This window comes from Kitasatospora sp. NPDC057500 (genome assembly GCF_042802195.1).
Classification (GTDB): domain Bacteria; phylum Actinomycetota; class Actinomycetes; order Streptomycetales; family Streptomycetaceae; genus Kitasatospora.
This window is the reverse complement of sequence record NZ_JBHVER010000125.1, coordinates 1-24,225: the sequence shown is the minus strand read 5'-3', so window position 1 is coordinate 24,225 and position 24,225 is coordinate 1. Positions and strand designations below refer to the sequence as shown.

The following is a 24,225-nucleotide window of genomic DNA, read 5'->3' as shown; positions in this document are numbered from 1 at the left end:
GGCCTAGCCCAGGGGGACCGGGGCGTCCACGGCCTCGACGGCCGCGACCAGCGAGGCCAGCTCGGGGTTGCGTGCGGCCTCGTCGAGCGCCTCGCGGAGGGCGGCGTCATTGGTCGGCCGGGCCTCCTCCAGGAGCTTCAGCCCCTCCGTGCTGACATTGGTGTAGATGCCGCGGCGGTCGGTGGGGCAGAGGTAGCGCAGCAGCAGGCCGCGGTCCTCCAGTCGGGTGACCAGTCGCGTCGTCGCGCTCTGGCTGAGCACGACGGCGTCGGCGACCTGCTTCATCTGGAGGTGGCCTCCCTCGCCGTCGTGCTGGCGGCTGAGCACGTCGAGCAGCGAGTACTCCCGTACGCTCAGGTCGTGCTTGGACTGCAGGGCGCGCTCGATGTGCGACTCGATCCTGCCGTGCAGGAGGGAAAGCGCACCCCAGCCGCTGGCCAGGGCGGTGAGCGCGGGGTCCGTGGCGGTCATGAGGCCGGTCTCCTTCCGTTGGTGACTGTACCCAAGGGTAAGCCATGAAGGTGAATACCGGCTAGGGCCGATAAGAGGCTAGCGCAAGTATCTCTGGCCCGGGCTGCCCGCGCACGACCGCCGTGCTCAGCTCGCGAAGCCGCCCTCGGGCTGGATGATCTCCAGGTTGGTGCCGTCGGGGTCGTTGAAGTAGGCGACCTTGGTACCCAGGGCCGCCTCCGGGGTGACCTCGCCCGCGATGAACGTGTAGTCGTCGCCGAGGAAGTCGTACCCGGCCTCCTTCATCCGGCGGTACACCGCGTCGAAGTCGTCGACCCGCAGGCACAGGTGCATCGAGCCGGGGCGGTTCGCCACCCCGTCGGTCCGCTCGCCGACCGGCTCCTGGAACTGGATGAGGTCGATGCCGAGGCTGTTGTCCAGGTTGATCGTGGCGTACCGGAGCTTGGCGACCGGCAGCCCCTGCGACCTGCCGAACGGCACGCTGTGCATCGTTCCCTCGGCGACGGGCTCCCGGCCGGTGAGGGCCGTGTAGAAGGCGATCGACGCGTCCAGGTCGGAGACCGAGATCCCGACGTGGGCGGCGCGGGTGAGGTTGACCGGGGTGCTGGATACGGTCACGGGACATCCCCTTCGTCCTGCGGCCCTCCTCCGTCGGGGCGGCGCCGGCCGGCCGGTCGGGCCGGCCCCCGGAGAGCCGTCCGCGCTCAATTCTTCCGGGCACCGGGGCGGCCGCAACTCGCCGGCGGCGCCCCGGCAGCCGGTCGCGCGAGCCCGTCAGCCCCGGTAGACGCCCGCCTCGTACAGCGAGTACCCCCACCCGGTCGCGCGCTGCTCCCCGTGGATCCGCACGTACCGGGCCGGGACGGCGGGGAAGCGCGCGGTGTCCAGGCCGCCGTCGCCGGAGGCGGTGGACCACACCGTCCGCCAGGCCGTCCCGTCGGTGGACACCTCGATCCGGTAGGCCCGGGCGTACGCGCGCTCCCAGTCCAGGGTGACCCGGCCGACCAGGGTGGTCGCGGGCAGGTCGATCCGCAGCCACTGGTCGTCGCTCCAGTCGCTGGCCCACCGGCTGGAGGGACTGCCGTCGACGGCCCGGCCGGGCCCGTAGTCGGTGAACGGGTTCCACTCGGCGGAGCCGGCGGCGGCCGAGGCGCCGGCGGCGAGGTTCACCCCGGACCGGTGCCGCTCGGAGGCGCCCCAGGTGGTCAGGTAGGACTCCGCGCCCCGGAACAGGTCGTCGACCACGTCCTGCCCGCCGACCAGCCGGACGTCCTCCAGCCAGTCCGGCACCAGGCCGTAGTGCGCGGCCCCGTCGGTGTTGACGTCCCAGGTGCGGCTGCCGGCGGTGGCCCGCTCCACCACGGAGCCGCCGTCGGCGGTCCGGAACGGGTAGCGCACCGGGTTCGCGGTGCCGGCGCCGCGCGGACCGGGCCAGCCGCCGACCCCGTTCATGTCGGTCCCGTAGCCGTACCCGACGCCGTACTTGTCGCGCAGCGCGTCGGTGCGCCTCGCCTCCGCGCTGAACGCCTCCGCGCCGTTCATGTACTGGGCGACGAAGCCGCCGAGCCGGTAGACGCGCTCCGTCCAGCCGAGGTCCATCCAGCTGTGCGAGGAGATCGCGCCCGGGTAGGCCTCGGACTCCAGGACGTCCAGCGCCCGCCCGGCCGCCTTGACGCTCATGTGGTCGAGTTCCAGCATCATGCCGCGCCGCATCATCCCGCGCAGCGCGTACTCGCCGAGCTCGGTCAGGCCCCGGGTGTTGCACCGGGCGCCGGCCGCGTACGCGGGCAGTGCCACGCCCGGGGGGAGCTGGTTCTGCACGGCGGCCGGGGCGGGTGCCAGGCCGATCGGATTGTCGTGCTGCGGGCCGGTGCACGGCTCGGTCTGCCAGAAGGTGCCGGTGGACAGGAACTGGCCCGCGTTGATCGCGGTGCCCAGCCCGCCCTCGTCGAACCGCACTCCGCACAGCGCGTTGTCGAACTTGTGGCACAGGAACATGCTGCGCACGCCGAGCCCGTACAGCTCGTCGAGGCCGCGGTCGATGTCCGCGCGCCCGCACTGGGCGACGTCCAGCACCTGCTTGCAGCCGAACGGCTCCGAGGTCTCCACCCCGAGCACCACGGCGAGCTTGCCCTGCCGGACGACCTCCCTGGCCTGCCCGCTGTCGGTGACGATCCGGAACCAGCCCTTGCCGGGGCCGCCGTACATCCGGTCGACGTAGGCCTGCATGTCGTGGCTGAGCTTCGCCTGGAGGCGGATGGAGGTCATCTCGTCGCAGTCGCGGTCCTTGAAGAAGTAGACCGAGCAGATCACCCCGTTGGTGACCAGGTCGTTGACGAGCACCCGCTCGCCGCCGCGCCAGGCGCGTTCCACCCAGGCGTAGTAGTTCTGCTGGTGGGTCAGCGAGTCATGGGACGGCCAGTCGGCGAAGGTCGGCCAGCCGACCGGGTCGTGCCGGCCGTCGCCGCCGTTGGTGATCATGTCGAAGACGGCGAGGGAGCCGTCGGGGTAGTGCTCGGGGCAGTCCTTGAGGGCGTCCGCGACGCCCGCCTCGGAGAAGGCCTTGCCGCAGATCAGCCGGCCGCCGAAGGCCTCGTTGGAGAGGATGTGGTCGTGCGCGTCGACGAAGCCGCGGACCCGGCCCCGGGCGTCGGTGCCGGTGAACGGCTCGCCCGTGACGCCGATCGCGGCGTCGGGCGCCGGCCGGGCGACCGGGTCCCACCAGTTCGCGCCGCCGGCCCCGCGCGCCGGCGCGGCGAGGGCGGCGGCGACCAGGGCGAGCAGCGCGGCGAGCAGGGTGGCGAATCGCAGGCGTGCGTGGGGGAGTCGGGTCATGGGCACCCCAGTTCCGGAGGGACGGACGGGCGGTCCGACGACGCGGCCGACGCCCGCCGTCCGCGGCACCGCGGCGCCCCCGGGGGCGGCTGTCGGGTCCCGCGTACTCGGTGTGACGAGAATCGCCACTGTTGGACATTCCGTCAATAGCCGTGACGGAACCGGCCGTTCGGCGCGCGCCGCCGCCGCGGTCCGGTTACCGCCGCGGCCCGCTCACCGCCGCGCCCGGCGGTGAGCCCCGCCGCCCGGCGGCCGGTCGTGCGGGAGGAACAGCGCCGCACCGAGGCCGACCACACCGAAGCCGGCCAGGACGATCATCGCCGCCGCGTAGCCGTTGGGAGAGAGCGCGGAGACCAGGATGGTGCCGGCCACGGCGGTGCCCAGCGAGGAGCCGAGGTTGGAGACGCTTCGGGACAGGCCGGAGATCTCGCCCTGCCGGCTGTCCGGGAACGCGGACTGCACCACGTTGACCGACGGGGTGAGCATCAGGCCGAGGCCGAGCCCGATCAGTAGCAGGCCCGGCGCGAACGCCCAGGCGCCGCCGAAGGCGCGCACCAGCAGGAGCAGCACCAGGATGCCGGCCGTGGTGGTGGCGAAGCCGGTGACGATCAGGGTGCGCTGGGCGCGCCGCTTCGCCAGCCGCTCGGCGGCGAGCGAGGAGGCCAGCAGTCCGAGGGTGGCGGCGGTGAAGACGCCGCCGGTGGCGATCGCACTGTAGCCGCGGACGACCTGGAGGTAGGCGCCGACGGTGAACGAGACGCCCATCAGGACGAGCCACTGGGCGTTCTGGGTGACCAGGCCCAGGTTGGAGACGCGGTTGTGGAACAGGCTGGTGGCCAGCAGCGGTTCGCGGCCCGCCCGCTCCAGCCGGCGGATCCAGCCGAAGAAGGCGGCCAGTACCACGGCGCCCGCGGCCAGCAGGCCGATCATCAGCCAGGTGTTGTCGTCCGCGGCGAGGATGCCGGTGACCAGCAGCACCAGGCCCGCCGCCGACAGCACCGCGCCGACGGTGTCGAACGGCCGGTCGGGCTCTGCGGGCAGCGGATCCTCCAGGGTGCGGGTGAGGAACAGGATCACCGCCACCACCAGGACCTGGAAGCCGAAGTTGGCACGCCAGTCGATCGCCGTGGTGAGCAGGCCGCCGATCAGCGGACCGGCGGCCGCGCCGACGCCGCCCAGCGCCATGATCGTGCCGAACGCGCGGGCCCGGGCGGCCGTCCCGGTGAACAGCAGGGTGGTCAGGATGTAGACCGGGGGGATCAGCAGGGCGGTGCCGACGCCCTCCAGCACCGAGTTGCCGAGGATCAGCACCCCGAGCCCGGGGGCGGCCGCGCTGAGCAGGGCGCCGACGCCGTAGACGGCGAGGCCCAGCATCAGGCAGCGCTTGCGGCCCCAGCGGTCGGTGAGCTTGCCGCCGGGGATCATCAGGGCGGCCATCACCAGCAGGAAGACGGTGATCGCGACCTGGACGCCCTGGACGCTGGTGTCGAGGTCCGCGCTGATGTCGTTGATCATCACGTTCATGCTGGAGCCGGCGAAGCTGCAGATGAACTGGGCGAGGGCCAGCGGGGCGAGGACGCGCCGTCCGGCCGGGGCGGGACTCGCGGCAGCGGTGGTGGTCATTCCCGGCTCCGTCCGTCGGGCGCGGTGAGCACCGCGTAGAGCGCGGCCACGTCGATCGCGATGATCATGAGTGACCAGGCGGGGTAGCTCGCCACGAAGACGAACTGCACGAAGACGTTGGCGCACAGCACCGTCGCCGGGAACCAGCGGCCGGGGAGGTCGCCGGTGAGCAGCGTGATGCCGGCCAGGCCCTGGGCGACGGCCAGCGCGAGCACCGCCCAGCCCAGGCTGTGCAGGTCGCCGAAGACGTAGCGGTCGGTGCCGGTGACGACGGGCGAGTCGATCAGCGCCGCCATCGCGTCCCACCCGTTGAACAGGGCCAGCAGGATCATCGCGACGCCCGCGAACGGCAGCAGGTTGCGGCGGGGCCGTGCCGGGTGGGTGGATGAGGCCATGGCCGGACTCCTTTCGCGGACCTGTGCCCGGGCCGGGCGCGTTCTCAGGCGGCGCCCCGGCGGTCGAGCTCCTCGTCCAGGGCGAGCGCCGCGTCGATGAGGGCCAGATGGGTGAACGCCTGCGGGAAGTTGCCCAGCTGCTCGCCGGAGGGCCCGATCTCCTCGGCGAACAGGCCCGCGTGGTTGGCGTAGGTGAGCATCTTGTCGAAGGCGTAGCGGGCCTGCTCGACCCGGCCCGCCCGGGCGAGGGCCTCGACGTAGAGGAAGGAGCAGAGGTTGAAGGTGCCCTCGGTGCCGCGCAGCCCGTCCGGGGAGGCGGCCGGGTCGTAGCGGTAGACCAGGCTGTCGCAGACCAGCTCCCGGTCCATCGCGTCCAGGGTGGAGAGCCAGTCCGGGTCGGTGGGGGAGAGGAAGCCGACCTTGGGCATCAGCAGCAGCGAGGCGTCCAGGACCTCGGTGTCGTAGTGCTGGACGAAGGCCCCGCGCTTCGGGTTCCAGCCGCGCTGCACGATCTGGCGCAGGATGTCGTCGCGCACCGAGCTCCAGCGGTCCAGGTCGGCGGGGCGGGCGTGGGTGCGGGCCAGCCGGACGGCCCGGTCGAAGGCCACCCAGCACATCAGCCGGCTGTAGGTGAAGTCCTGGCGCCCGCCGCGGGTCTCCCAGATCCCCTCGTCGGCGCGGTCCCAGTGCTCGGTCAGCCAGTCCACCAGCCGGCGGAACGCGTCCCAGCCGCGCAGCGCGCCCATGTCGCCGTCCCCGGCGGCGAACGCGTAGGCGGCCTCGCCGTAGATGTCGAGCTGGAGCTGGTCGGCGGCGGCGTTGCCGGCCCGCACCGGGGCGGAGCCCTGGTAGCCCTCCCAGTGGCCGAGCGTCTCCTCGCTCAGGTGCGGGTCGCCGTCGATCCGGTACATGATCTGCAGCCGCTCGCCCTCGGCGCCGGCGGCCTCGATCCGCTCGCGCACCCAGCGGCGGAACGCCTGCGCCTCCTCGCGGAAGCCGAGCCCGATCAGGGTGTGCACGGAGAGCGAGGCGTCCCGGATCCAGGTGTAGCGGTAGTCCCAGTTGCGCTCGCCGCCGACCTGCTCCGGCAGGCCCATCGTCGCGGCGGCGATCAGCGCCCCGGTCGGCCGGTAGCTGAGCAGCTTCAGCGTGATCGCCGAGCGGTCCACGATCTGCCGCCAACGGCCCTGGTAGTTGGACGACTTCAGCCAGCCGTACCAGTACGCCCGGCAGGCGTCGAAGGCGGCGAGGGCGTCCTCGTCGCGCGGCGCGGGAGGCGGCTCGCCGCCCGGCGGCAGCGAGGTCAGCTCCACGGTCGCCAGCTCCCCGGCGGCCAGCGTGAACCGAGCGGTGACGTCCTCGCCGTCGGCGTGCAGCGCCACCGGGGCGGTGGTGCGCACGCACAGTTCCTGGCCGGGCGAGCGCAGCAGGGCGGTGTGCTCGTCGGGCAGGCTGAGCCGGTGGGCGGCGCGGCCGTAGTCGAAGCGGGGCCGGCACTCCAGCACGAACGGCACCCGGCCGCGCACCACCCGCGCGCCGCGGACGATCCGGTGCCGGTCCGACGGGCTCGCCGAGGTGTCGGGGAGCATGAAGTCGATCACCTCCGCCACGCCCTGCGGGGCCAGGAAGCGGGTGACCACGATCGCCGTACCGGCCAGGTAGATCTGCTTCACCCGGACCTCCGGCACGGCCTCCCGGTCGACGGCCAGCCGGCACCGGCCGCCCCCGGTGTCGTCCAGCAGGGAGGCGAAGAGGCTGGGGGAGTCGAACCGGGGCGTGCACCACCAGTCGATGTCGCCGTCGGTGGAGACCAGGGCGGCGGTCTGCAGGTCTCCGATCAGGCCGTGGTCGGCGATCGGGGGGTAGGGGCTCATGGTGGGTGCTCCCTCGGCGGACGGCGGGAACTGCCTGCGCCGCCACCGTACGGACGGCTGCCAGGGCGGTGGATCACCCCGGGCGGGTGAGTGCCCGGAGTGCCGGGGCGCGGCGGACCGGCGGGTCACCTCGTGGGGGTGATGCGCCGCACCGCGCCGTGCGGCCAGGCTGGAGGCCACCGTCGAGGCGAAGGGAGCCGGCCCCATGCGCTACGAGATCCGGGTGTCCGGCGTACTGCAGGAGACGACCCGCCGGGAGGGCTTCCCCGAAATGGAGAGCAGGGTCGTGCCCGACCACACCGTCCTGTACGGGGACGTGGTGGACGAGGCCCACCTGTTCGGACTGCTGAACCGCTGCCAGGCACTGGGGCTGCGGGTGACGGAGCTGCACCGCTTGCCGGAGTGAGCGGGGCTTCTTGGCTCGCGGCCCGGCTCACGGCCCGGCTCACGGCTCGTCGAGCAGGTGCAGCCGGGCGGCGGTGCGCACCGCCTCGCGGCGGTTGGCCGTCAGCAGCTTGCGGTTGATGCTCTTGAGGTGCGTCTTGACCGTGTTCGGCGACAGGAACAGCTCGTCGGCGATCTCCTGGGTCGACAGCATCCGCGCCGCGTGCAGCAGGACGTCCCGCTCCCGCCCGGTCAGCGGTTCCGTCGGCGGCTCCATCGGCGGCCCGGCGGGCGGCGGCCCGCCGTCCGGGTCGGGGCCGTCCGGGTGCGGCCCCGGGCCGGGGGCGGACGGGCGCAGGTCGCCGGGCAGCCAGGGATGGGCGAGGGCCAGCTGCGGCCGCCGGCGCAATTGGCGCCGCACCCAGGGGGCGGACTCGCGGAACGGCCGGCGCAGGTGCTCCGGCTCGGCGGTGGCGAGCGCCTGCGCGAGCAGCCGGGCGCCGTCCGGCCCGTCGGGCTCGGCGCAGGCCTGGGCCAGCAGCAGCAGCGCCCGGGTACGGGTGGCGCTGCCCACGGCGGGGTCGTCCCGCAGGGCGCGCAGCTGCTCCAGGGCCTGAGCCTCGTCGATCCCGGCGGCGAGGTGCGCCCGGGCCGCCACCAGGCGCGAGTCCGGTGCCCGGGTGGGCACGCCGTCCAGGGCCGCCACCGCCGCCCGCGGGCGGCCGGCCGCCAGCTGCGCGGCGCAGGCGGTGACGGCCAGGCGCTCACGGCTCCACTCGGACGGCCGATCGGCGAGTTCGTGCTCCCGGGCCTCCGCCAGCAGCCGCAGCGCGGTGTCGGGCCGCCCCTGGGACAGCTCCAGCCCCGCCCCGACCACCGCGTTGCCGAGCGCGACCAGCGGATCGCGCCCGGGCGCGGGGCGGCCCGCCGACCGGTGCAGCGCCCTGCGGGCGGCGGCCGGCTCGTCGCGCTCCAGCGCGGTGGCGGCCAGCAGCAGGTCGCGCAGATCGGTGCGGCTGTCGGGCGGCAGGCTGGAGCGGTCGGCCTCCTCGTCGGCCTCGCGCACCCGGTGCTCGGCGCGCCCGGAGCGGCCGCGCAGGTGGTCGATGAGCGCCAGCCGGCAGAGCGCGTCGTGGCGCAGCCGGGCGGTGGCGGGCGAGGGCGCGGCTCGCGCCGCGCGCTCCAGGGCCGCCCGCGCCTCGTCGAGCCGGCCGTGCCACAGCAGCGCGGAGCCGAGGCCGGCGTCCACCAGGGCGAGCAGCTCCGGGTGCCCGTCCAGCAGCTCGGCCGGTGCCCGGGCCGCCAGCTCGTGGGCCCGGCGGGCGGCGCGCTCGGCGAGCGCGGCCGAGCCGAGCAGCCGGGCGGCCTCCGCACGGACGAAGGCGGCCGCCAGCTGGTACGGGGTCTGCTGCTCCGCCAGCAGGGGTTCGACGCGCTCCAGGATCAGCAGGGCGCCCTCCGCGTCGTCGCGGTCCAGGCGGAGGGTCGCGCGGACGAGTTCGGCGGCGGGGGTCCGCTCGGTCGGCGGCATCCGGGAGAACAGGGCGCACAGCCGGGTGGCGTCCCGCCCGGCGACCAGCTCCCCGAGGGCGAGCCCGTCGACCAGCAGCCGCGCGGCCAGCGCCCAGTCGCCGCCCTCGGCGGCCTGGTCCAGCGCGGCCCGGTGCCGGCCGTGGCCGGCGAGCCAGTGCGCGGCCCGCACCCGGAGCTCGTCGACCCGCTCCGGCGCGGCGGCCCGCAGGTGCAGCCGCAGGATGCCCGCGAACATCGGGTGCAGCCGGTACCAGCCGTCGGACTGCGCCTCGGTGAAGGCGTTCTCCTGGTGCAGCCGCTCCAGGATCCGCCGGCCGTCGCGGCGGCCGGTGAGCGCGTCGGCGAGGTCGGGGTGGACCCGGCCCAGGATGCTGCAGCGCAGCAGCAGGTCCTGGGTGGGCGCGGGCTGGGTCCGCAGCACCTCGGCGAGCAGGAAGTCGGAGAGCGCGGCGTGCCCGGCGTCGATCCGTCCGAGGTAGGCGCCGGGGTCGTCGGCGTCCTTGGCGGCGAGCGCGAGCAGCCGCAGCCCGGCCGCCCAGCCGGACACCGCCCGGTGCACCGCGTCCACGGTGGACGCGTCCAGGCGCAGCCCGTGGCGCTCCAGCAGCGCGCCCGCCTCGGCCCGGCTGAGTGCGAGGTCGGCGGCGTGCAGTTCGCCGAGTTCGCCGGCGGCCCGGTAGCGGTGCAGCGGCAGCAGCGGCTCGCGCCGGCCGACCAGCACCAGCCGCAGCCGCCCGGCGGTGTGGCGGACCAGGTCGTGCAGCTGCCCGGTGAGCCGCGGGTTGTCGATGTGCTCGAACTCGTCCAGCACCAGGACCAGCGGCTGCGGCCGGGCGTTGATCCAGGCGGCCAGCCGCACCAGCAGGGACGGCTCGACGTGCTCGGCCCTCGCCGGTGCGCCGACCTCGTCGGGCAGCCCGGGCACGCCGCCCTGGAGGGCCTCGCGGACGTACGCCCAGAAGGTGCCGGGCTGGTTGTCGCCCTCCTCCAGGGTGAGCCAGCCCGCGGGGCCGGGGAGCCGGCCGCGCGCCAGCCAGTCGGCCACCAGCAGGGTCTTGCCCGCCCCCGCGGGCCCGTCGACCAGGGTCACCGGCCGGGACGCGGCCGTGTCGAGCCGGCGCAGCAGCCGCTCGCGGCGCAGGAAGGTGGCGGCGGGCGGACCGGGCGGACGGACCCGGGTGTCCAGCAGCGGGTCCCCGTTCGGAAGCCTCACGGGTGCGGTGCGGGTGTGCGGCATGTGGCCACCGCCTGGTGGTTCCGCCGTGCGGGAGGGCACGGCCGGGCGCGGAGCGGCGGGCCGCGGGCGCGCCGTTGCGGGCGCCTCCGGGAGGCGCCACTTAGACGGTAGTACGGCCCGGGCGCCGGGTGCCATCCGAGCGCCGGGGCACCCCGCGTCACCCTCCGGGGGTGAGGCCGGGCGCCGGAGCGGCGGCGACGATCGACGCGAGGGCCGGCCCCGGTGGAGCGGCCCGGCACCGATCCCGCAGGAGGCCGTCGTGACCGTCCCCGGACCGGCGTCCCGCGGGCCCGTCCCCGGCCCGCCGGGACCGCCCGGAGCGGCCCCCGGACGGCCCGCGCGGACCGACTACGCGGGCGCGGTCTACGGCTCGATGCTCGCGGCCTCCGTGATCGCGGCCTCCAGCCCGAGCGGACCGCACCCGCGGATCTCGCTCGTCCTGCTGCTGGCGGTCACCGGGCTGGTGTTCTGGGCGGCGCACGTCTACGCGCACGTCGCCGGACAGCGCGAGGCCGGCCGCCAGGTCACCTGGCACCAGGTGCGCGGGGTGGGGCGGCACGAGTGGCCGATCGTCGAGGCCGCGGCGCTGCCCGCCCTGGCGGTGCTGCTCAGCCCCTGGCTGGGGGCGGGGGAGAACGCCTGGCTGGCGCTCGGCGTCGCGGTGGCCCAGCAGGTGGGCTGGGCGGGCCTGGGCGCCCGCCGGGCGGGGGCCGCACCGCGCCAGGTGCTCGTCGAGGGCGCGGTCAACCTGCTGCTGGGGCTGGTGATCGTGGCGGCCAAGGTGGCGGTGGGGCACTGAAATCACCCGGAGCGGGTGGTCCCCGGGGCCGGGCCGGCGTGGCGCAGTGGTGGCCGGGGCCGTGCCCCGTACCTGCCGTGCCCCGCACCCGGAGCCGGGCCACGGCCGGACCACCTGGAGGCAACCATGACCGCCGCCGTTCCCCACGGCGCCACCCCGTCGGCTGGGACGCCCGCGACCGACGACCACGTCGGGTCCGGGCTGCTGACCTTCGCCGGTGTGCTGCTGGTGCTGGTGGGTGCCCTGAACGCGCTGGACGGCATCTCCGCCATCGCCGGCTCGCACGTCTTCATCGGGGACGCCCACTTCGTCTTCGGCGACCTGCTGGCCTGGGGCTGGGTGATGCTGGCCCTGGCCGTCGCCCAACTCGGCGCCGCCTACGGCGTCCTGGCCCTGCGCACGCAGTGGGCCCGGTGGGCCGGCGTCGTCGTCCTGGTGCTCAACGCCTTCGCGCAGATGTCCTTCGTCCCGTCCTACCCGGTCTGGTCGCTGACGATCATCGCGATCGACGTCGTCGCCATCTACGCGCTGACCGCCTACGCCACCCCGGGCCGGTGGGCCCCGGAACGCTCCGAACAGCCGCCGGGGCCCGGCGGCGACACCTGAGCCCCGGACCCCCCTACCCCCCCGGATTCCTCGTACTCCTCGTACTCCTCGTACTCCTCGGCCGGAATCGGGTGGCATACCGCGCGCCGCCGCGGGAAGACGCGCCCCCGGGCCGGTGCTGACGGCCCGTCGGAAGACGCCGGCGGGCCGTCGGCGTCCACCCGGCCGCACCGTCGCCACCGCCGAGGAGGAAACCGATGACCCGGCCCGTCCCCCCGAACCTGTCCGTCGCCCACCTGGCCGCCGAGGCCGCCGAACTGCTGCGCGCCGCCGGCGCCGCCCCGCAGGGCGGCCGACCGGTTCTGCTGCACGCCGCCGAGGCTGCCGAGACCGTCGGCGCGCTGGCCGGGCTGACCGCGCGGCTGCCCGAACTGCTGGACCACGTCGAGGCGTTCCTCAGCAGCGAGCAGGCGGCCGGCCGGATCGCCTCCGTCGCCGCCGGGGACGCGGCGTTCGCGGCCGCCAGGAGCGCCCGCGACGCCCGCGAGCAGCTCTACGAGGCCAGCCGAACCGCCGCCCGGCTCGCCGAGTCCCTGGCGGCGGCCACCACGATCCTCGCCCCGCTCGGCGCGAACCGCGCGAGCGGCGGCCCGACCGTCCCGCACGTCTGACCGCGCACGCCGTCCGCCCGGGTCAGTCCACGGGCCGCTCCAGCCGCCAGACCACCTCGATCCCGCTGTCAGCCGGAGCGACGGGCGGTGCGAGCGGCCCGCGCCGGACCTCCGCGAAACCCAGCCGGCGCGGGACGGCGCCGCTCCGGGTGTTGGCCAGGTCGTGCGCGATCTCCACGTACTCCACGCCCGGCAGGGTGAACATCTCGGCGGCCAGCGCCGCCGCCGACCGGGTCGCGATGCCGCGGCCAATGGCGTCCGGGTGCAGCCAGTACCCCAGCCGCGGCCCCCGGGGGTCGGCCGCACGGTAGGCCTGGCACATCCCGAGCAGCGGCCCGTCCCCGCCGGCGATGGCGTAGTTGAACACCTCGCCCGCCTCCCACCGCACGACGGACCGTTCGAGGAAGCCCCGGGTCATCTCCTCGTCGTGCCCGGTGATCCAGTACTCCCAGGGCCGCAGATGCTCCCGCGACTCCTCGATCAGCACCAGTGCCGCCGCGAGGTCCGGCAGTCCGCGCCAGCGGCGCAGGGTGAAGTCCCCGCAGTCGATGGTTCCCCTCGGTCGCCCCATGGGGGCCATCATGACCCGCGCCGCCGCCGCGCCGCCAGAGCCGCGGGGCCGCACCTCGCGGCCGCACCAGGGGCTGCGCTCAGCGCTCCTCGCGGAAGTCGACGTGCCGCCCGGCGACCGGGTCGTACTTGCGCAGCACCATCCGGTCGGCGTCGGTGCGGCGGTTCTTGCGGGTGACGTAGGTGTAGCCGGTACCGGCGGTGGAACGGAGCCTGATCACCGGGCGCAGGTCGTTGCGGGCCATGGAGAGGTCCTCCCGATCGGAGACGGAAATCGTTTTCACCCGCGTCCAACGTGGGCCCCGCGCCGTGCATTCCCGGGCGCGCACAGGCCGCGCGCAGGCCCCGGGGCCGGCGAACACTGGAGGCATGGATCCGGTCGAAGCGCTCCGGCGGATCGCCTTCCTCCTGGAGTGGCGCGACGCCTCGCCGTACCGGGTGCGGGCGTTCCACACGGCGGCCGACGCCGTCCGCGCGCTGCCGGCCGGCCCGGTGGACGCGGCCCGCGCCCGGACGCTGCACGGGGTCGGCCCGGTCACCGCCGAGGTGATCGCCCAGGCCTCGGCGGGCGCGGTGCCCGCCTACCTGGCGCGGCTGGAGGAGGAGAGCGGCCCTGGGGCCCGGGCCGGCTGGGACCTGGTGACGGCGAGCCGGGGCGACTGCCACCTGCACTCCGACTGGTCCGACGGCGGCAGCCCGATCGAGGTGATGGCCGAGGCGGCGGGCGAGCTGGGGCACCGCTGGGCGGTCCTCACCGACCACTCGCCGCGGCTCACCGTCGCCCACGGCCTCAGTCCCGACCGGCTGCGGCTGCAACTGGCCGCGGTGGCCGCCGTCAACGCCCGTCCCGGCTCCGGCCTGCGGCTGCTGACCGGCATCGAGTGCGACATCCTGGAGGACGGCTCGCTCGACCAGGAGGAGGAACTGCTCGACGGGCTCGACGTGGTGGTGGCCTCGGTTCACTCCAGGCTGCGCTCCGACCCCGGACCGATGACCGCCCGGATGGTGGCCGCCGTGCGCAACCCGCACGTCGACGTGCTCGGGCACTGCACCGGCCGGATCATCACCGGCCGGGGCCGCCCGCAGTCCCGCTTCGACGCCCGCGAGGTCTTCACGGCCTGCGCCGGGTCCGGGACGGCGGTGGAGATCAACTGCAGCCCCGAGCGGCGCGACCCGCCGGACGACCTATTGGCGCTGGCGGCGGAGGCGGGCTGCCTCTTCGCGGTGGACACCGACGCCCACGCGCCCGAGCAGCTCCGCCGGCAGGCCACCGGCTACGCGCGCGCCGCGAAGGCCGGTCTGGGCCCGGACCGGCTGGTGACGACCTGGCCGCTCGGTCGGTTGCCGGAGTGGACGGGCCACCGCTGAGCGCCCGGCGCCGAGCGCCCGCTTCGGCTCAGCCCCGCTGCAGTGCCGCCACCGCGTCGGCGAACCGGCCGGGGCCCAGCGGATCGGTGTCCAGGAAGAGGTTCGGTTCGACCAGCTCCAGCTCCAGGACCACCGGCGCCCCGCCGGCGTCCAGCACCAGGTCCACCCGGGCGAACAGCGGGGGACGGGCCGCGGGCACCGCCGCCAGGGCCGCCAGTGCGGTGCGGATCTCCGCCTCCGTCGGCCGGTGCGCGGTGACGTCGGGGTGCGGGAGGCGGTCGTTGTCGATCACCCCCGGCTCCGTCAGCACCGGCCCCTTGCGGACCGCGTGGCTGAACTCGCCGTCGAACAGGACCAGCGCGCGTTCCCCCTCCGCCACCCGGGGCAGGTACGGCTGGACCATCACACCGCGGCCCCGCTCCAGCAGCGCCCGGGCGTGCCGGGCGGCCTCCCCGGACCGGCCGGCCTCGTAGCGGGCGGTGTCCACGGCGCCCGCCGAGACGACCGGCTTGACCACGACGCCGTCCGGGCCGTCGGGCCACGCCGGGCCGTCCGGGGACCCGGGCTCCAGGAATCGTGTCGGCACCACGGCGACCCCGCGCCGGGCCAGCTCCGCGAGGTAGTGCTTGTCGCTGTTCCAGCGGATCAGCGGCGCCGGGTTCCACAGCCGGGTGGCGCGCGCCGTGCCGTCGGCCCAGGCCAGGAACTCGTCGAGCCGCTCCGCGTAGTCCCAGGTCGAGCGGACGACCGCCAGGTCGAAGCTCTCCCAGGGCGTCCGGCCCGCACCGCCCCACACCACAGGCTCCGCCGCCAGCCCCCGCTCGCCCAGTGCCGCCACCACGGCCGGCAGGTCCTCGTCGAGTTCGAGACCGGCCTCGCTGGTCACCAGGGCGACCCTGCCAACAGTCATGCCCCCAGCTTGGCCCCGGCCAGTCCGGGAGCGGAAGCGCGGATGCCCCGCGACGCGCGCGGCGTCGCGGGGCACCCCCCGGATCCACCCGGGGCCGGCTCACCCGGGGCTCACCCCTTGGCGAAGCCGGTCGGGCTGAGCGAGTCGAAGCCGAGCCGGACGGCGGTGACCGGGCCCAGGTCGGCGTTGGTGCTGTGCACGGACACCAGCTCCTGGTCGGTCAACGCCCGGCGGTGGATCCGGAACTCGTCGAACGCGCCGGTGAACCGGTTGGTGCCGTCGGGCTTCGCCCCGAGCTCGAACCCGTTGACCGCGAACGCGTCGGTGACCGTCACCGAGCCCGCCGGGACGGGCGCCGAGCCCACCACAGCGCCGTCCACCAGCAGCTGGAGCGTGCCGCCGGAGCGGCGCAGCGCCACCTGGTGCCAGAGCCCGTCGCCGAACGCCGTGGCCGCCGAGGCGTCCACCGCCGTCACCGTGGTGGTCGCGGTGTCCGTCTCGAAGGCCGCGTGGAGGCGGTCCTGCGCGGGCTGGACCCGCAGCCAGATCTGCCGCTCGGCGGAGCCCGCCCCGTAGGCCCAGACCAGCACCTGCTCCGGGTCGGCCGGCCCGGCCTGGAAGCGGACCTCGGTGCTGATGGTGAAGTCGCCGGCGCCCAGCGCCACCGCCGACCGGTAGGGCAGCCGCACGGCGTCGTCGGTGCCGTCCAGGGCGAGCGCCGCGCCGAACGCGCCGGACGGCGTGAGCCCGGCCCCGCCGTCCACCCGGGCGTTGACGCAGTGGACGGAGCTGTCCGGGGTGGACGGCCCGTTGTCCAGGCGCACCACGTCGTGCTGCTGGGTCCACTGGCTCTCGAAGCTCCACCAGAGCGCGGGCAGGTCGGCCGGGTAGTAGCCGCTGCTGCCGGTCGGGGAGCCGGCCACCGCCGCCAGCTCGGCGGCGCTCAGCGCCCGGTGGTAGAGCCGGACGTCGTCCAGCGAGCCGGTCAGCACATCGGTGCCGGTGGGCTTGGCGCCCACCCGCAGGCCCTCGATGCCCTGTTCGGGGGCGGCCGTCAGCGACCCGGTGAGGCCGTCGACGGAGACGCCCGCGCCGCCGTCCACGCTGAGCCGCACCGTGCCGCCGGTGCGGGTGAGGGCCATCAGGTGCCAGGCGTCGTTGCCGAAGGCGGTGGCCGAGGAGGTGTCCGGCAGCGTCACCGAGACGGTGTCGGTGGTGGTCTGCACCCAGGCGTGGAGCCGGTCCTGGGAGGGCTGCGCCCGCACCCACAGCGAGCGCTGTCCGGAGGTGGAGCCGTAGGCCCAGAGCAGGGCCTGGTCGCCGGTGCCGGCCTGGTACTTGAACCAGACGGTGTAGGTGAAGTCGCCCGAGCCGACGTCCAGGGTCGGCGTGTAGGGGACCTCGACGCCGGGGTGGGTGCCGCCGACCGCGAGGCCGGTCGCGCCGACCCGGCCGGCCACCAGCGAGGGCTTGCCGCTGCCCAGCAGGGTGCCGTCGGCGCAGTGCCCGGAGACGTCCTCCTCGATCGCGATCGTGGAGCGGGTGGGCACCACCGCGCCGTCCAGGACCTGGAAGGGCAGCCGCACGCCGAGCGCCGCGTCGGCGGCGGGCGAGAGCTCGGCCGCGTTGGCGTCGCGCAGCGCGGTGGTCTGGGCGGGCGTCAGCGCGGTGCGGTACAGCCGGAACTCGTCCAGTGAGCCGGTGAAGCGGTCGTCGGCGGCGGCGTTGGCCTTGGCGCCGATGCGCAGCCCGGTGGACCGGTCGGCCGGGCCCGGGGTGACGGCGCCGGTGACGCCGGTGGCGGTGGCCGGGGTGCCGCCGTCGACCGCCAGGCTGACGGTGCCGCCGGTGCGCGACAGGGTCACCAGGTGCCAGGCGCCGTCACCGAAGGCGGTCGCCGCCGACGGGTCGGGCAGGCTGACGGGGGTTCCGGCGTCGGTGCCCTGCACCCAGCCGTAGAGCCGGTCCTGGCCGGGCTGGGCGCGCAGCCACACCTGCGGGGCGGAGGCGCCGACGCCGTAGCCCCAGAACAGGACCTGCTGGGCGGTGGCGGCGGTCGCCCGGTACTTGAACCAGAGGGCGTAGGTGAAGTCGCCCGCGCCGGGGTCGGTCGGGCGCGACCACGGCAGGTCCGCGTACTGGGCGGCGGTCCCGGTGTTGTCGAGCACCAGGCCCTGGTAGAAGCGGCCGGCGCCGAGCGCGGCGCCGCCGCGCGGGTAGGCGTCGCCGTGCTGCGAGCTCGCGTCGGGCGTGGTGACGGCCGCGGCGACCTGCTGCTGGTCGGAGCCGTCGCCGTGGAAGCCGCCGGGCACCCCGAGCGCGGCCGGGGTGAGGGTGCGGTAGTGGATCTGGTCCGCGGAGAAGGTGGTGCCGGTCTCGTAGAGCAGCCCGACCTCGCCGCCGACGGTCTCCACCAGGTCGGAGTAGCCCGACGCGTTGCCGGTGATCAGGCCGTTGGCGGGGGTCTTCCAGGTGATGCCGTTGTCGGTGGAGTACCGCACGGTCATGTTCTTGCGGCTGGTGGGATCGGCCGGGCCGGAGAACAGCAGGGTGTCGCCCGACGCGTTCTGCCAGGTCTGCCGCAGGGCGAGCACGGAGCCCTGGACGTCCGGGGTGACCAGCGAGGGGATCACGGTGGCGGCGGGCACGGTGGTCCCGCCGTCGGTGCTGGTCGCCCGGGTGCGGTGGTTGGCGTTGCCGCCGATCTGGTTGCGCGCCATGGCGTAGACGCTGCCGCCGCGCAGCTCGGTGACGGACACCTCGCCGGGGTTTACCAGCGCCTGGCCCGGGTTGGCCGGGTCCGCCACGTAGGAGTTGGGGGTCGCGCTCGCCTGCCAGGTGGCGCCGTGGTCGTCGCTGTACAGCACGCCCGCGTAGTCCGTGCCGGCCGACGGGACCTGGTGCGCCCCGACGACCAGACGGCCGGCGTGCTGGCCCTGGGTGAGCTGGACGCCGTGGCCGGGGCCGGTGGCGAACCAGCCGTTGGTGTTCCCGGAGAAGGTCGAGGTCAGCTGCTCGGCCGCGGACCAGGTGCGGCCGTCGTCGTCGCTGTGCTGGATCCAGGGCAGCCGCTTGCCGGTCGGCGTCGCGGGGTTGGAGGTGGAGAGCAGGAGGATCCGGCCGGTGGTGGCGTCCACCACGGGCGCCGCGTTGCCGCGGGTGTAGGGCTGGTCGGCGTTGTCGGGGCTGCCGGAGAGCACCAGCTCGACCGGGCCCCAGCTGCGGCCGTCGTTGGTGGAGCGGCGCACCACGAGGTCGATGTCCTGGCGGTCGGCGCAGGTCGGGGACTTGCGGGCCTCGGCGAAGGCGAGCAGGGTGCCCGCCGCGGAGCGGACCAGGGCCGGGATGCGGTAGCAGCCGTAGCCGCCGGTGCCGCCCGCGAAGAGCACCTGGTCGGCGGTGCCGCTGACCCCGCTCGCGACGGCCTGCCCGGCGGGCGGGCCGGCCAGGGTGAGCAGGACCGCCGTGCAGAGCGCCGCCACCCAGGCCGGCCGGAGGATCCGCAGGGCGCGGGACCGGAGCCCGGGCCCGCGACCCTCCCCGCGTGAACATGATCGATTCATGACGGCGGACTGTAGGCCGGTCGTGTGTACGGAGGATGTCCGTCGCGTGCGCACCGCGTGGCCCGCGACGCCCCGTCGGCCGTGGGCTGACCGTCCGTCACTCCGCCCAAGGGGAGCCCTTGATGACCTCGACGAAGTCGCCTCGCTCGAAGCCCGGCAGGTAGTGGGCCAGCACGTCGGCCTTGACGTTGCCGAAGGTGGTGGCGGGCCGGTCCCTGATGCCCTCGGTGAAGGCGGCGAGGATGCGGTTCTTGAAGTCCGGCCGGGGGTGGGCGGCGGTGACGGCGGCGCGCTCGGCGTCGGTGACGGCGTGGTAGCCGATGCCGAGGACGTCCAGCTCCACGCCCCGGGTGACCAGGGCGACCTCCGGCGCCATGTGCAGCGGGATCTCCGGGGTGGTGTGCAGGGCGATCGCCGTCCAGACCCGGTCGGCGGGTTCGCCCGTGATGCCGTGGGCGTGCAGGAAGCGGCGGGCCTCGTCGGCGCCGTCGATCTCGAAGCGCTGGTCGGTGCCGGCGAAGCGCGGGGTGAGCCCGAGGTCGTGGAACATCGCGCCGACGTAGAGCAGCTCGGGGTCGAAGTCCAGCTTCTGCTCCGCGCCGCGCAGCGCGCCGAACAGGAACACCCGGCGGGAGTGGTCGAACAGCAGCGGGGAGGCCGTCTCCCTGACCAGTTCGGTGGCCTCCCGGGCCAGGACGCTGTCCGGGATCCGCACGCCGGCGACGGTCTCGCTCATCTCGACTTCCTTCCGCTGGGGAACGCTCGGTGGGCCTCCACCACCCTCGCCCGGCGGCGGGGGCGGGCGCCAGACCCGTACCGCCGTTCGTCCGAGCGGCGCGCCGGGGGGCGCGTCCTGACGCGCGGGCAGGGGCCGCGTCGAGGCCCGCGCGCCATGACCGCCGGATCGCTCACCTGGGCGATTAATCCATTTGCCCAGGATTACCGGGTAATTTACGTTGGCCGGCATGAAGCCGTTGACCGAATCCGAGATCCGCGCCGCCTTCGTGAACTGCAGCAAGGGCGAGGCCGCCCGGCTGAACGTGCCGCGGGACCTGGCCGAACGCCCCTGGGAAGACCTCGATTTCCTCGGCTGGCGCGACCCGCAGGCCCCCGACCGCGGCTACCTGGTGATCGAGCTGGACGGCCGCCTGGTCGCCATCGTGCTGCGCGCCTCCGGGGCGACGGCCTGGCAGGCCCGGGGCAGCCTCTGCTCGCTGTGCCGCACCCCGCACGCCGACGGGGTCTCCCTGCTGGTGGCGCCGAGGGCCGGGAAGGCCGGCAAGCAGGGCCACTCCGTCGGTGCCTACATGTGCGCCGACCTGGCCTGCTCGCTCTACGTGCGCGGTCTGAAGGACCCCGGTACGCGGTTCCGCGAGTCGCTCACCCTGGAGGAGAAGGTCGACCGCATGATGGGCAACCTCACCGCCTTCCTCGCCAAGGTCCTGGAGTAGCGGGCGGAGGAGGGGCGTCGGCCTCGCCGCGGCCGACGGGGTCGGCCCGCTCCGATCGGGCGGCCGGCTCGTTGAAGGGGTATGGCGGACGAAGCGGGTGACGGTGGAGCGGCGCCGATGGTCTGGGCGCTGGCGGTACGCGCGACGGCGGCCGGGCCGCCGTTCGCGGAACTGATCGTGGAGATCGGGCCGCGGCTGTACGAGGAGTTCGTCGAGAGCGCGGTGGACAGCGGCTTCGTGCTGGCGGCGGGGGAGCCGCCCGCCACCACCGCCGTGGTCGGGCTGCACGGCAACGTGCTGAGCCGGCTCGTCCTGGTGGGCGGCCGCCAGCTCTGGGAGCCGGCCTCCGAGGTCCGTGCCTCGCCCGGCTGGGTGGCGGCCGCCGAGGGCCGGGGCCTGGTGGTCGTACTCGTCGTGCCGCCGGGGACCTGGCCGTCGGATCTCATGGACCTCGCCCCGGAACAGGGCGCGGAGGTGCTCGGCCGGAGCCTGGAGGCGGCCCGCACCGCCGGCGCCGTGCTGCACGGCACGGCCGGCTACGCGCGACTCGGCCCCCGGTGACCCGGTCCCTGATGACCCGCCCCCGGTCCTGACGGGGCGGAAGTGGCGTCCGGGGTCGGACTCGTGCGAACGAATCATTCCGATGAGGCTCCCGGTCGGTCAAGGGAAAACAAATTTCCCGGCCGCTTGAAATACTCCGGAAATAGAACGGCAATATCAAACGCCGGGCATTTGTTCGAGTTGTAGGCCGAGGGTGGCGACATCCCCTCGACGGCCGGACCCGACGGCGCGCCGGGCGCGCGCCGCCCCTGGCCTGTGCCGATGGGCGTTCCGTCCGCTCCCGGACCGCGGGGCGGCGCGCATCCCCGTGCCCCGCTCGCGCGGCGGCGCCATGGGCGGCCGGGGTGCGCGATTCCGGCCGGCACCGTGGATTGCGCGCCGTTGCGGCGGCGTCGAGACGGAACTCATTATTCGGATGGCCTGATCGCCATACCGGAATTCCGCTCCGGGATCGGGCCTCCCGCCGTACACCACCCGCCCCGCCGCGCCCGGCGCCGTACCGCTCCATGCCGCGCCGCACCGCGCTGTTCCGCGCCTCCCGCTCCGCCCCACGCCGTCCCGCCCGCGCCGACCCCCGCCACGAGGAGGGTTCCGTTGGACAACCGGTACGAGGCCTACGCCTACGCCGACCCGCTCTTCTACGACTCGCCCCGCCGCTGGGGAGCGCACGAGGAGTTCGCCGCCGTCACCCGCCCGCTGCCCGAAGGCTGGGATCGCGGGGACCTGGAGATGTGGGCGGTGGTGCGCCCCGCCGGCGTACGGATCCCGGACCAGGGCTGGAAGATCCACGTCTCCTCGTGCACCGCGACCGCGGAGGAGGTGCTGGAGACCGTCCACGCCTACTGCCTGCGCGAACGGATCACCTTCAAGTTCCTGCGCGGTCTGCCCATCCTCCAGGTGCAGAACTCCAAGTACGCGCCACGCGGCTCCAGCGGGAAGTTCTGCACGCTCTACCCGGTGGACGACGCCGAGCTGGCGCGCTGCCTCGACGGCCTCGGCGCGCTGCTCGCCGGCCGGAAGGGCCCCTACATCCTCAGCGACCTGCGCTGGCAGGACGGCCCGCTCTACCTGAGGTACGGAGGCTTCGCCGAGCGCCACTGCCGCGACGGGTCGGGCGAACGGGTGCTGGCCCTGGCCACGCCCGACGGGCGGCTCGTCCCGGACGTGCGCGGCGCCGCCTTCACCGTCCCCTCCTGGGCGCCGGTGCCGGAGTGCATCGCCCAGGCGGTCGCCGAGCGCGCGGTCCAGCGCGACACCGGCCTGCCGTACACCGTGGAGCGGGTGCTGCACTTCTCCAACGCCGGCGGCGTCTACCTGGCCCGCGACGGGCGGGACGGTCCGCCGGTCGTACTCAAGGAGGCCCGCCCGTACGCGGGGCTGGACCAGCGCGGCGTGGACGCGGTGACCCGGCTGCACAACGAGCACGCCGTCCTGGACCGGCTGGCCGGAGTCCCCGGGGTCCCCGCCCAGCACGGACTGCTGACGGCCTGGGAGCACGAGTTCCTCGTCCAGGAGTACGTGGCCGGCCAGTCCCTCAGCGAGTGGCTGACCGCCCGCTACCCGCTGATCCACCCCGACGCCGACGAGGACGCCGTCGCCGCGTACACCCGGGACGCGCTGGCGATCGTCGACCAGGTGGAACGGGCCCTGGAGCGGATCCACGCCCGCGGCGTCGTCTTCGGCGACCTCCACCCCCGGAACCTGATCATCAGGCCGGACGGCGAGCTGTGCCTCATCGACTTCGAACTCGCCAGCACCGTCGAGGACTTCCTGCGCCCCGCACTGGGCGCTGCCGGCTTCACCGCCCCGCTCGGCCGCACCGGGACGGACATCGACCGGTACGCGCTGGCGGCGCTGCGCCTGTGGCTCTTCTACCCGCTGGTCCAGCTCACCGCGCTGGACCAGGACAGCGCCGGCCGGCTCGCGGACGCGATCGAGCGGCGCTTCCCGGTGCCGCCCGGCTACACCGACGAGATCCGCCGCCGGCTTGCCCACTCCCCGGGGGACGGCCGCACGCCCCGCCCCGAACTGGGCGCCGGTCGCGCCGAGACCCGGGCGCTGCTGGAGGCCCCGGTCGCCGACTGGCCCGCGATCAGGGACTCGCTGGCCGCCGGCATCGCCGCGGCGGCCACCCCCGAGCGCGCCGACCGGCTCTTCCCGGGCGACGTCGCCCAGTTCACCCACGGCGGGCTCGGCCTGGCCCACGGCGCGGCCGGGGTGCTCTACGCCCTGCACACGACCGGCGCCGGCGTCGACGCCGCACACGTTCGGTGGCTCGCCGAAGCCGCCCGCGACCGAGGCCTCGCCCCCGGGCTCTACCACGGCGGCCACGGCGTCGCCTACGTCCTCGACCTGCTGGGCGAGCACGAGCGGGCGTCCGGACTCCTGCGCCGCCTCCGCGCGGCCGAAGCCGCCGAGGACGGGACGGCCCCGACCCCGACGCTCGCCTCCGGCGGCCCGGGCATCGCCCTCACGCTGCTCCACTTCGCACGCGCCACCGGGGACGAGCGGCTGCTGGAGGAGGCCCTGGCCGCCGCCAGGAGTGCCGCGACGACCTGGGAGAAGACCGGCCGCGGCGACGCCCGGCGGCGGGCCGGCCTGCTGGCCGGAGCGTCGGGCGCCGCGCTCGCCCTGGTCCGCCTGTACGAGCACACCGGGGACCACGCCCTGCTGGACCAGGCCGAGAGCCTCCTGGAACTCGACCTCGAACGCTGCGTCCAGGTCGCGGACGGCACCCTCCAGGTGGTCGACCGGCGCCGGGTGCTGCCCTACATCGAAACCGGCAGCACGGGGATCGGCCTCGCCCTCGCCGCGCTGCTCGCCCACCGGCCCGACAGCCTGTCGGCCGGACGGCAGACGATGATCCGCAAGGCGGCGGAACCGGAGTTCGTGATCCAGCCCGGCCTGTTCAACGGGCGGGCGGGACTCCTCGCCCACCTCGCTCTGACCGGCGACCCGGCGACGACGGAACCCCTGCTCACCCGGCACCGCGCCCTGCTGGCACTCCACCTGGTCCCCTTCCACGGCCACCTCGCCTTCCCCGGCGACCAGTTGCTGCGTCTGTCGACGGACCTGGCGACCGGCTCGGCCGGAATCCTGCTGGCCCTGGGCACCGCCCTGGCCGGCACCCCCTTCCTTCCCTTCACCCAGGGCCCCTGCGGCCCGTGCCCCCCACAGACTCCCGGCCGCCCGGCCGGGTGATCCACCGCACCGAAGGAGAACGTCATGGCGATCCTCGACCTCCAGACCCTGGAGCTGCCCGAGACCGAGGCGGCCCCGATCGACGACACGCTCGCCAGCGCCAGCTCGCTGAGCGTCATCAACTGCGGCACCAGCACCGTCAGCACGCTGCTCTGCCTCTGACCCGACCGGCCGCCCGCCCGGGCGGTCCGTAACGGTCGAGCCGGCCGGTGTGGTCCCGCGGACCACCCGGC

21 protein-coding genes are annotated in these 24,225 nt (G+C 75.2%); 9 read left to right on the top strand and 12 right to left on the bottom strand.

What is annotated here, in order from left to right; translation table 11 throughout:
* Positions 1-3: 3 nt before the first annotated feature.
* The 6 genes from ACFU74_RS24275 to ACFU74_RS24250 all read right to left on the bottom strand — a co-directional run bounded on the left by ACFU74_RS24275 (position 4) and on the right by ACFU74_RS24250 (position 7,198).
* Entirely contained in the window at positions 4-471 is a 468-nt protein-coding gene (locus ACFU74_RS24275) for a MarR family winged helix-turn-helix transcriptional regulator (RefSeq protein ID WP_380760182.1), read from the bottom strand.
* A gap of 126 nt (positions 472-597) precedes the next feature.
* Positions 598-1,089 (bottom strand): VOC family protein, encoded by a 492-nt coding sequence (locus ACFU74_RS24270; protein WP_380760179.1) that lies wholly within the window; start codon positions 1,087-1,089, stop codon positions 598-600.
* Between the two features lie 156 nt (positions 1,090-1,245).
* A complete protein-coding gene (locus ACFU74_RS24265; protein ID WP_380760177.1) occupies positions 1,246-3,306 on the bottom strand; it encodes a discoidin domain-containing protein in 2,061 nt (686 codons plus the stop codon).
* Between the two features lie 213 nt (positions 3,307-3,519).
* Complete coding sequence (locus ACFU74_RS24260) at positions 3,520-4,929, bottom strand: MFS transporter (RefSeq protein WP_380760174.1); 1,410 nt, start codon at positions 4,927-4,929, stop codon at positions 3,520-3,522.
* Positions 4,926-5,324 (bottom strand): hypothetical protein, encoded by a 399-nt coding sequence (locus ACFU74_RS24255; RefSeq protein ID WP_380760172.1) that lies wholly within the window; start codon positions 5,322-5,324, stop codon positions 4,926-4,928. Before ACFU74_RS24255 ends, ACFU74_RS24260 begins: the two co-directional genes overlap by 4 nt.
* 44 nt (positions 5,325-5,368) lie before the next feature.
* Complete coding sequence (locus tag ACFU74_RS24250) at positions 5,369-7,198, bottom strand: glycoside hydrolase family 15 protein (protein ID WP_380760169.1); 1,830 nt, start codon at positions 7,196-7,198, stop codon at positions 5,369-5,371.
* Between the two features lie 205 nt (positions 7,199-7,403).
* On the opposite strand from ACFU74_RS24250, the gene ACFU74_RS24245 reads away from it, so the two are divergent.
* A complete protein-coding gene (locus ACFU74_RS24245) occupies positions 7,404-7,604 on the top strand; it encodes a hypothetical protein (RefSeq protein WP_344344548.1) in 201 nt (66 codons plus the stop codon).
* A 39-nt stretch (positions 7,605-7,643) separates the two neighbouring features.
* Here the strand turns inward: ACFU74_RS24245 and ACFU74_RS24240 are convergent, their stop codons facing one another.
* A complete protein-coding gene (locus ACFU74_RS24240) occupies positions 7,644-10,328 on the bottom strand; it encodes a LuxR C-terminal-related transcriptional regulator (RefSeq protein WP_380760166.1) in 2,685 nt (894 codons plus the stop codon).
* 283 nt (positions 10,329-10,611) lie between these two features.
* On the opposite strand from ACFU74_RS24240, the gene ACFU74_RS24235 reads away from it, so the two are divergent.
* The 3 genes from ACFU74_RS24235 (at position 10,612) to ACFU74_RS24225 (ending at position 12,368) form a co-directional block, all read left to right on the top strand.
* Positions 10,612-11,151, top strand: a complete 540-nt coding sequence (locus tag ACFU74_RS24235) for a hypothetical protein (protein WP_380760164.1) — start codon at positions 10,612-10,614, stop codon at positions 11,149-11,151.
* Between the two features lie 126 nt (positions 11,152-11,277).
* Entirely contained in the window at positions 11,278-11,757 is a 480-nt protein-coding gene (locus ACFU74_RS24230; RefSeq protein ID WP_380760162.1) for a hypothetical protein, read from the top strand.
* A 197-nt stretch (positions 11,758-11,954) separates the two neighbouring features.
* A complete protein-coding gene (locus ACFU74_RS24225) occupies positions 11,955-12,368 on the top strand; it encodes a hypothetical protein (RefSeq protein ID WP_380760160.1) in 414 nt (137 codons plus the stop codon).
* A gap of 22 nt (positions 12,369-12,390) precedes the next feature.
* Here the strand turns inward: ACFU74_RS24225 and ACFU74_RS24220 are convergent, their stop codons facing one another.
* Both ACFU74_RS24220 and rpmG read right to left on the bottom strand, forming a co-directional pair.
* Complete coding sequence (locus tag ACFU74_RS24220; protein WP_380760158.1) at positions 12,391-12,939, bottom strand: GNAT family N-acetyltransferase; 549 nt, start codon at positions 12,937-12,939, stop codon at positions 12,391-12,393.
* Positions 12,940-13,018: 79 nt separating this feature from the next.
* Positions 13,019-13,183: a 50S ribosomal protein L33 gene (rpmG, locus tag ACFU74_RS24215; protein WP_380760156.1), complete on the bottom strand. Its 165-nt coding sequence runs from the start codon at positions 13,181-13,183 to the stop codon at positions 13,019-13,021.
* Between the two features lie 124 nt (positions 13,184-13,307).
* On the opposite strand from rpmG, the gene ACFU74_RS24210 reads away from it, so the two are divergent.
* Positions 13,308-14,306, top strand: a complete 999-nt coding sequence (locus ACFU74_RS24210) for a PHP domain-containing protein (protein ID WP_380760154.1) — start codon at positions 13,308-13,310, stop codon at positions 14,304-14,306.
* A 28-nt stretch (positions 14,307-14,334) separates the two neighbouring features.
* Here the strand turns inward: ACFU74_RS24210 and ACFU74_RS24205 are convergent, their stop codons facing one another.
* From ACFU74_RS24205 to ACFU74_RS24195, 3 genes are all read right to left on the bottom strand, one after another.
* Complete coding sequence (locus tag ACFU74_RS24205; protein WP_380760152.1) at positions 14,335-15,216, bottom strand: RimK family alpha-L-glutamate ligase; 882 nt, start codon at positions 15,214-15,216, stop codon at positions 14,335-14,337.
* A 110-nt stretch (positions 15,217-15,326) separates the two neighbouring features.
* Positions 15,327-18,698 carry a LamG-like jellyroll fold domain-containing protein gene (locus ACFU74_RS24200; protein ID WP_380760150.1) on the bottom strand — a complete coding sequence of 1,124 codons (3,372 nt, stop codon included), beginning with the start codon at positions 18,696-18,698 and terminating at the stop codon, positions 15,327-15,329.
* Between the two features lie 178 nt (positions 18,699-18,876).
* The gene (locus tag ACFU74_RS24195) at positions 18,877-19,515 is read right to left on the bottom strand and encodes an HD domain-containing protein (protein WP_380760148.1); all 639 of its coding nucleotides are present in this window, start codon (positions 19,513-19,515) and stop codon (positions 18,877-18,879) included.
* Between the two features lie 229 nt (positions 19,516-19,744).
* On the opposite strand from ACFU74_RS24195, the gene ACFU74_RS24190 reads away from it, so the two are divergent.
* The 4 genes from ACFU74_RS24190 to ACFU74_RS24175 all read left to right on the top strand — a co-directional run bounded on the left by ACFU74_RS24190 (position 19,745) and on the right by ACFU74_RS24175 (position 24,154).
* Positions 19,745-20,230, top strand: a complete 486-nt coding sequence (locus tag ACFU74_RS24190; protein WP_380760146.1) for an FBP domain-containing protein — start codon at positions 19,745-19,747, stop codon at positions 20,228-20,230.
* 81 nt (positions 20,231-20,311) lie between these two features.
* Complete coding sequence (locus ACFU74_RS24185; RefSeq protein ID WP_380760144.1) at positions 20,312-20,791, top strand: hypothetical protein; 480 nt, start codon at positions 20,312-20,314, stop codon at positions 20,789-20,791.
* A 594-nt stretch (positions 20,792-21,385) separates the two neighbouring features.
* Positions 21,386-23,992: a class III lanthionine synthetase LanKC gene (lanKC, locus tag ACFU74_RS24180; RefSeq protein ID WP_380760141.1), complete on the top strand. Its 2,607-nt coding sequence runs from the start codon at positions 21,386-21,388 to the stop codon at positions 23,990-23,992.
* 24 nt (positions 23,993-24,016) lie between these two features.
* Entirely contained in the window at positions 24,017-24,154 is a 138-nt protein-coding gene (locus ACFU74_RS24175; RefSeq protein ID WP_380760138.1) for a SapB/AmfS family lanthipeptide, read from the top strand.
* Positions 24,155-24,225 lie beyond the last annotated feature (71 nt).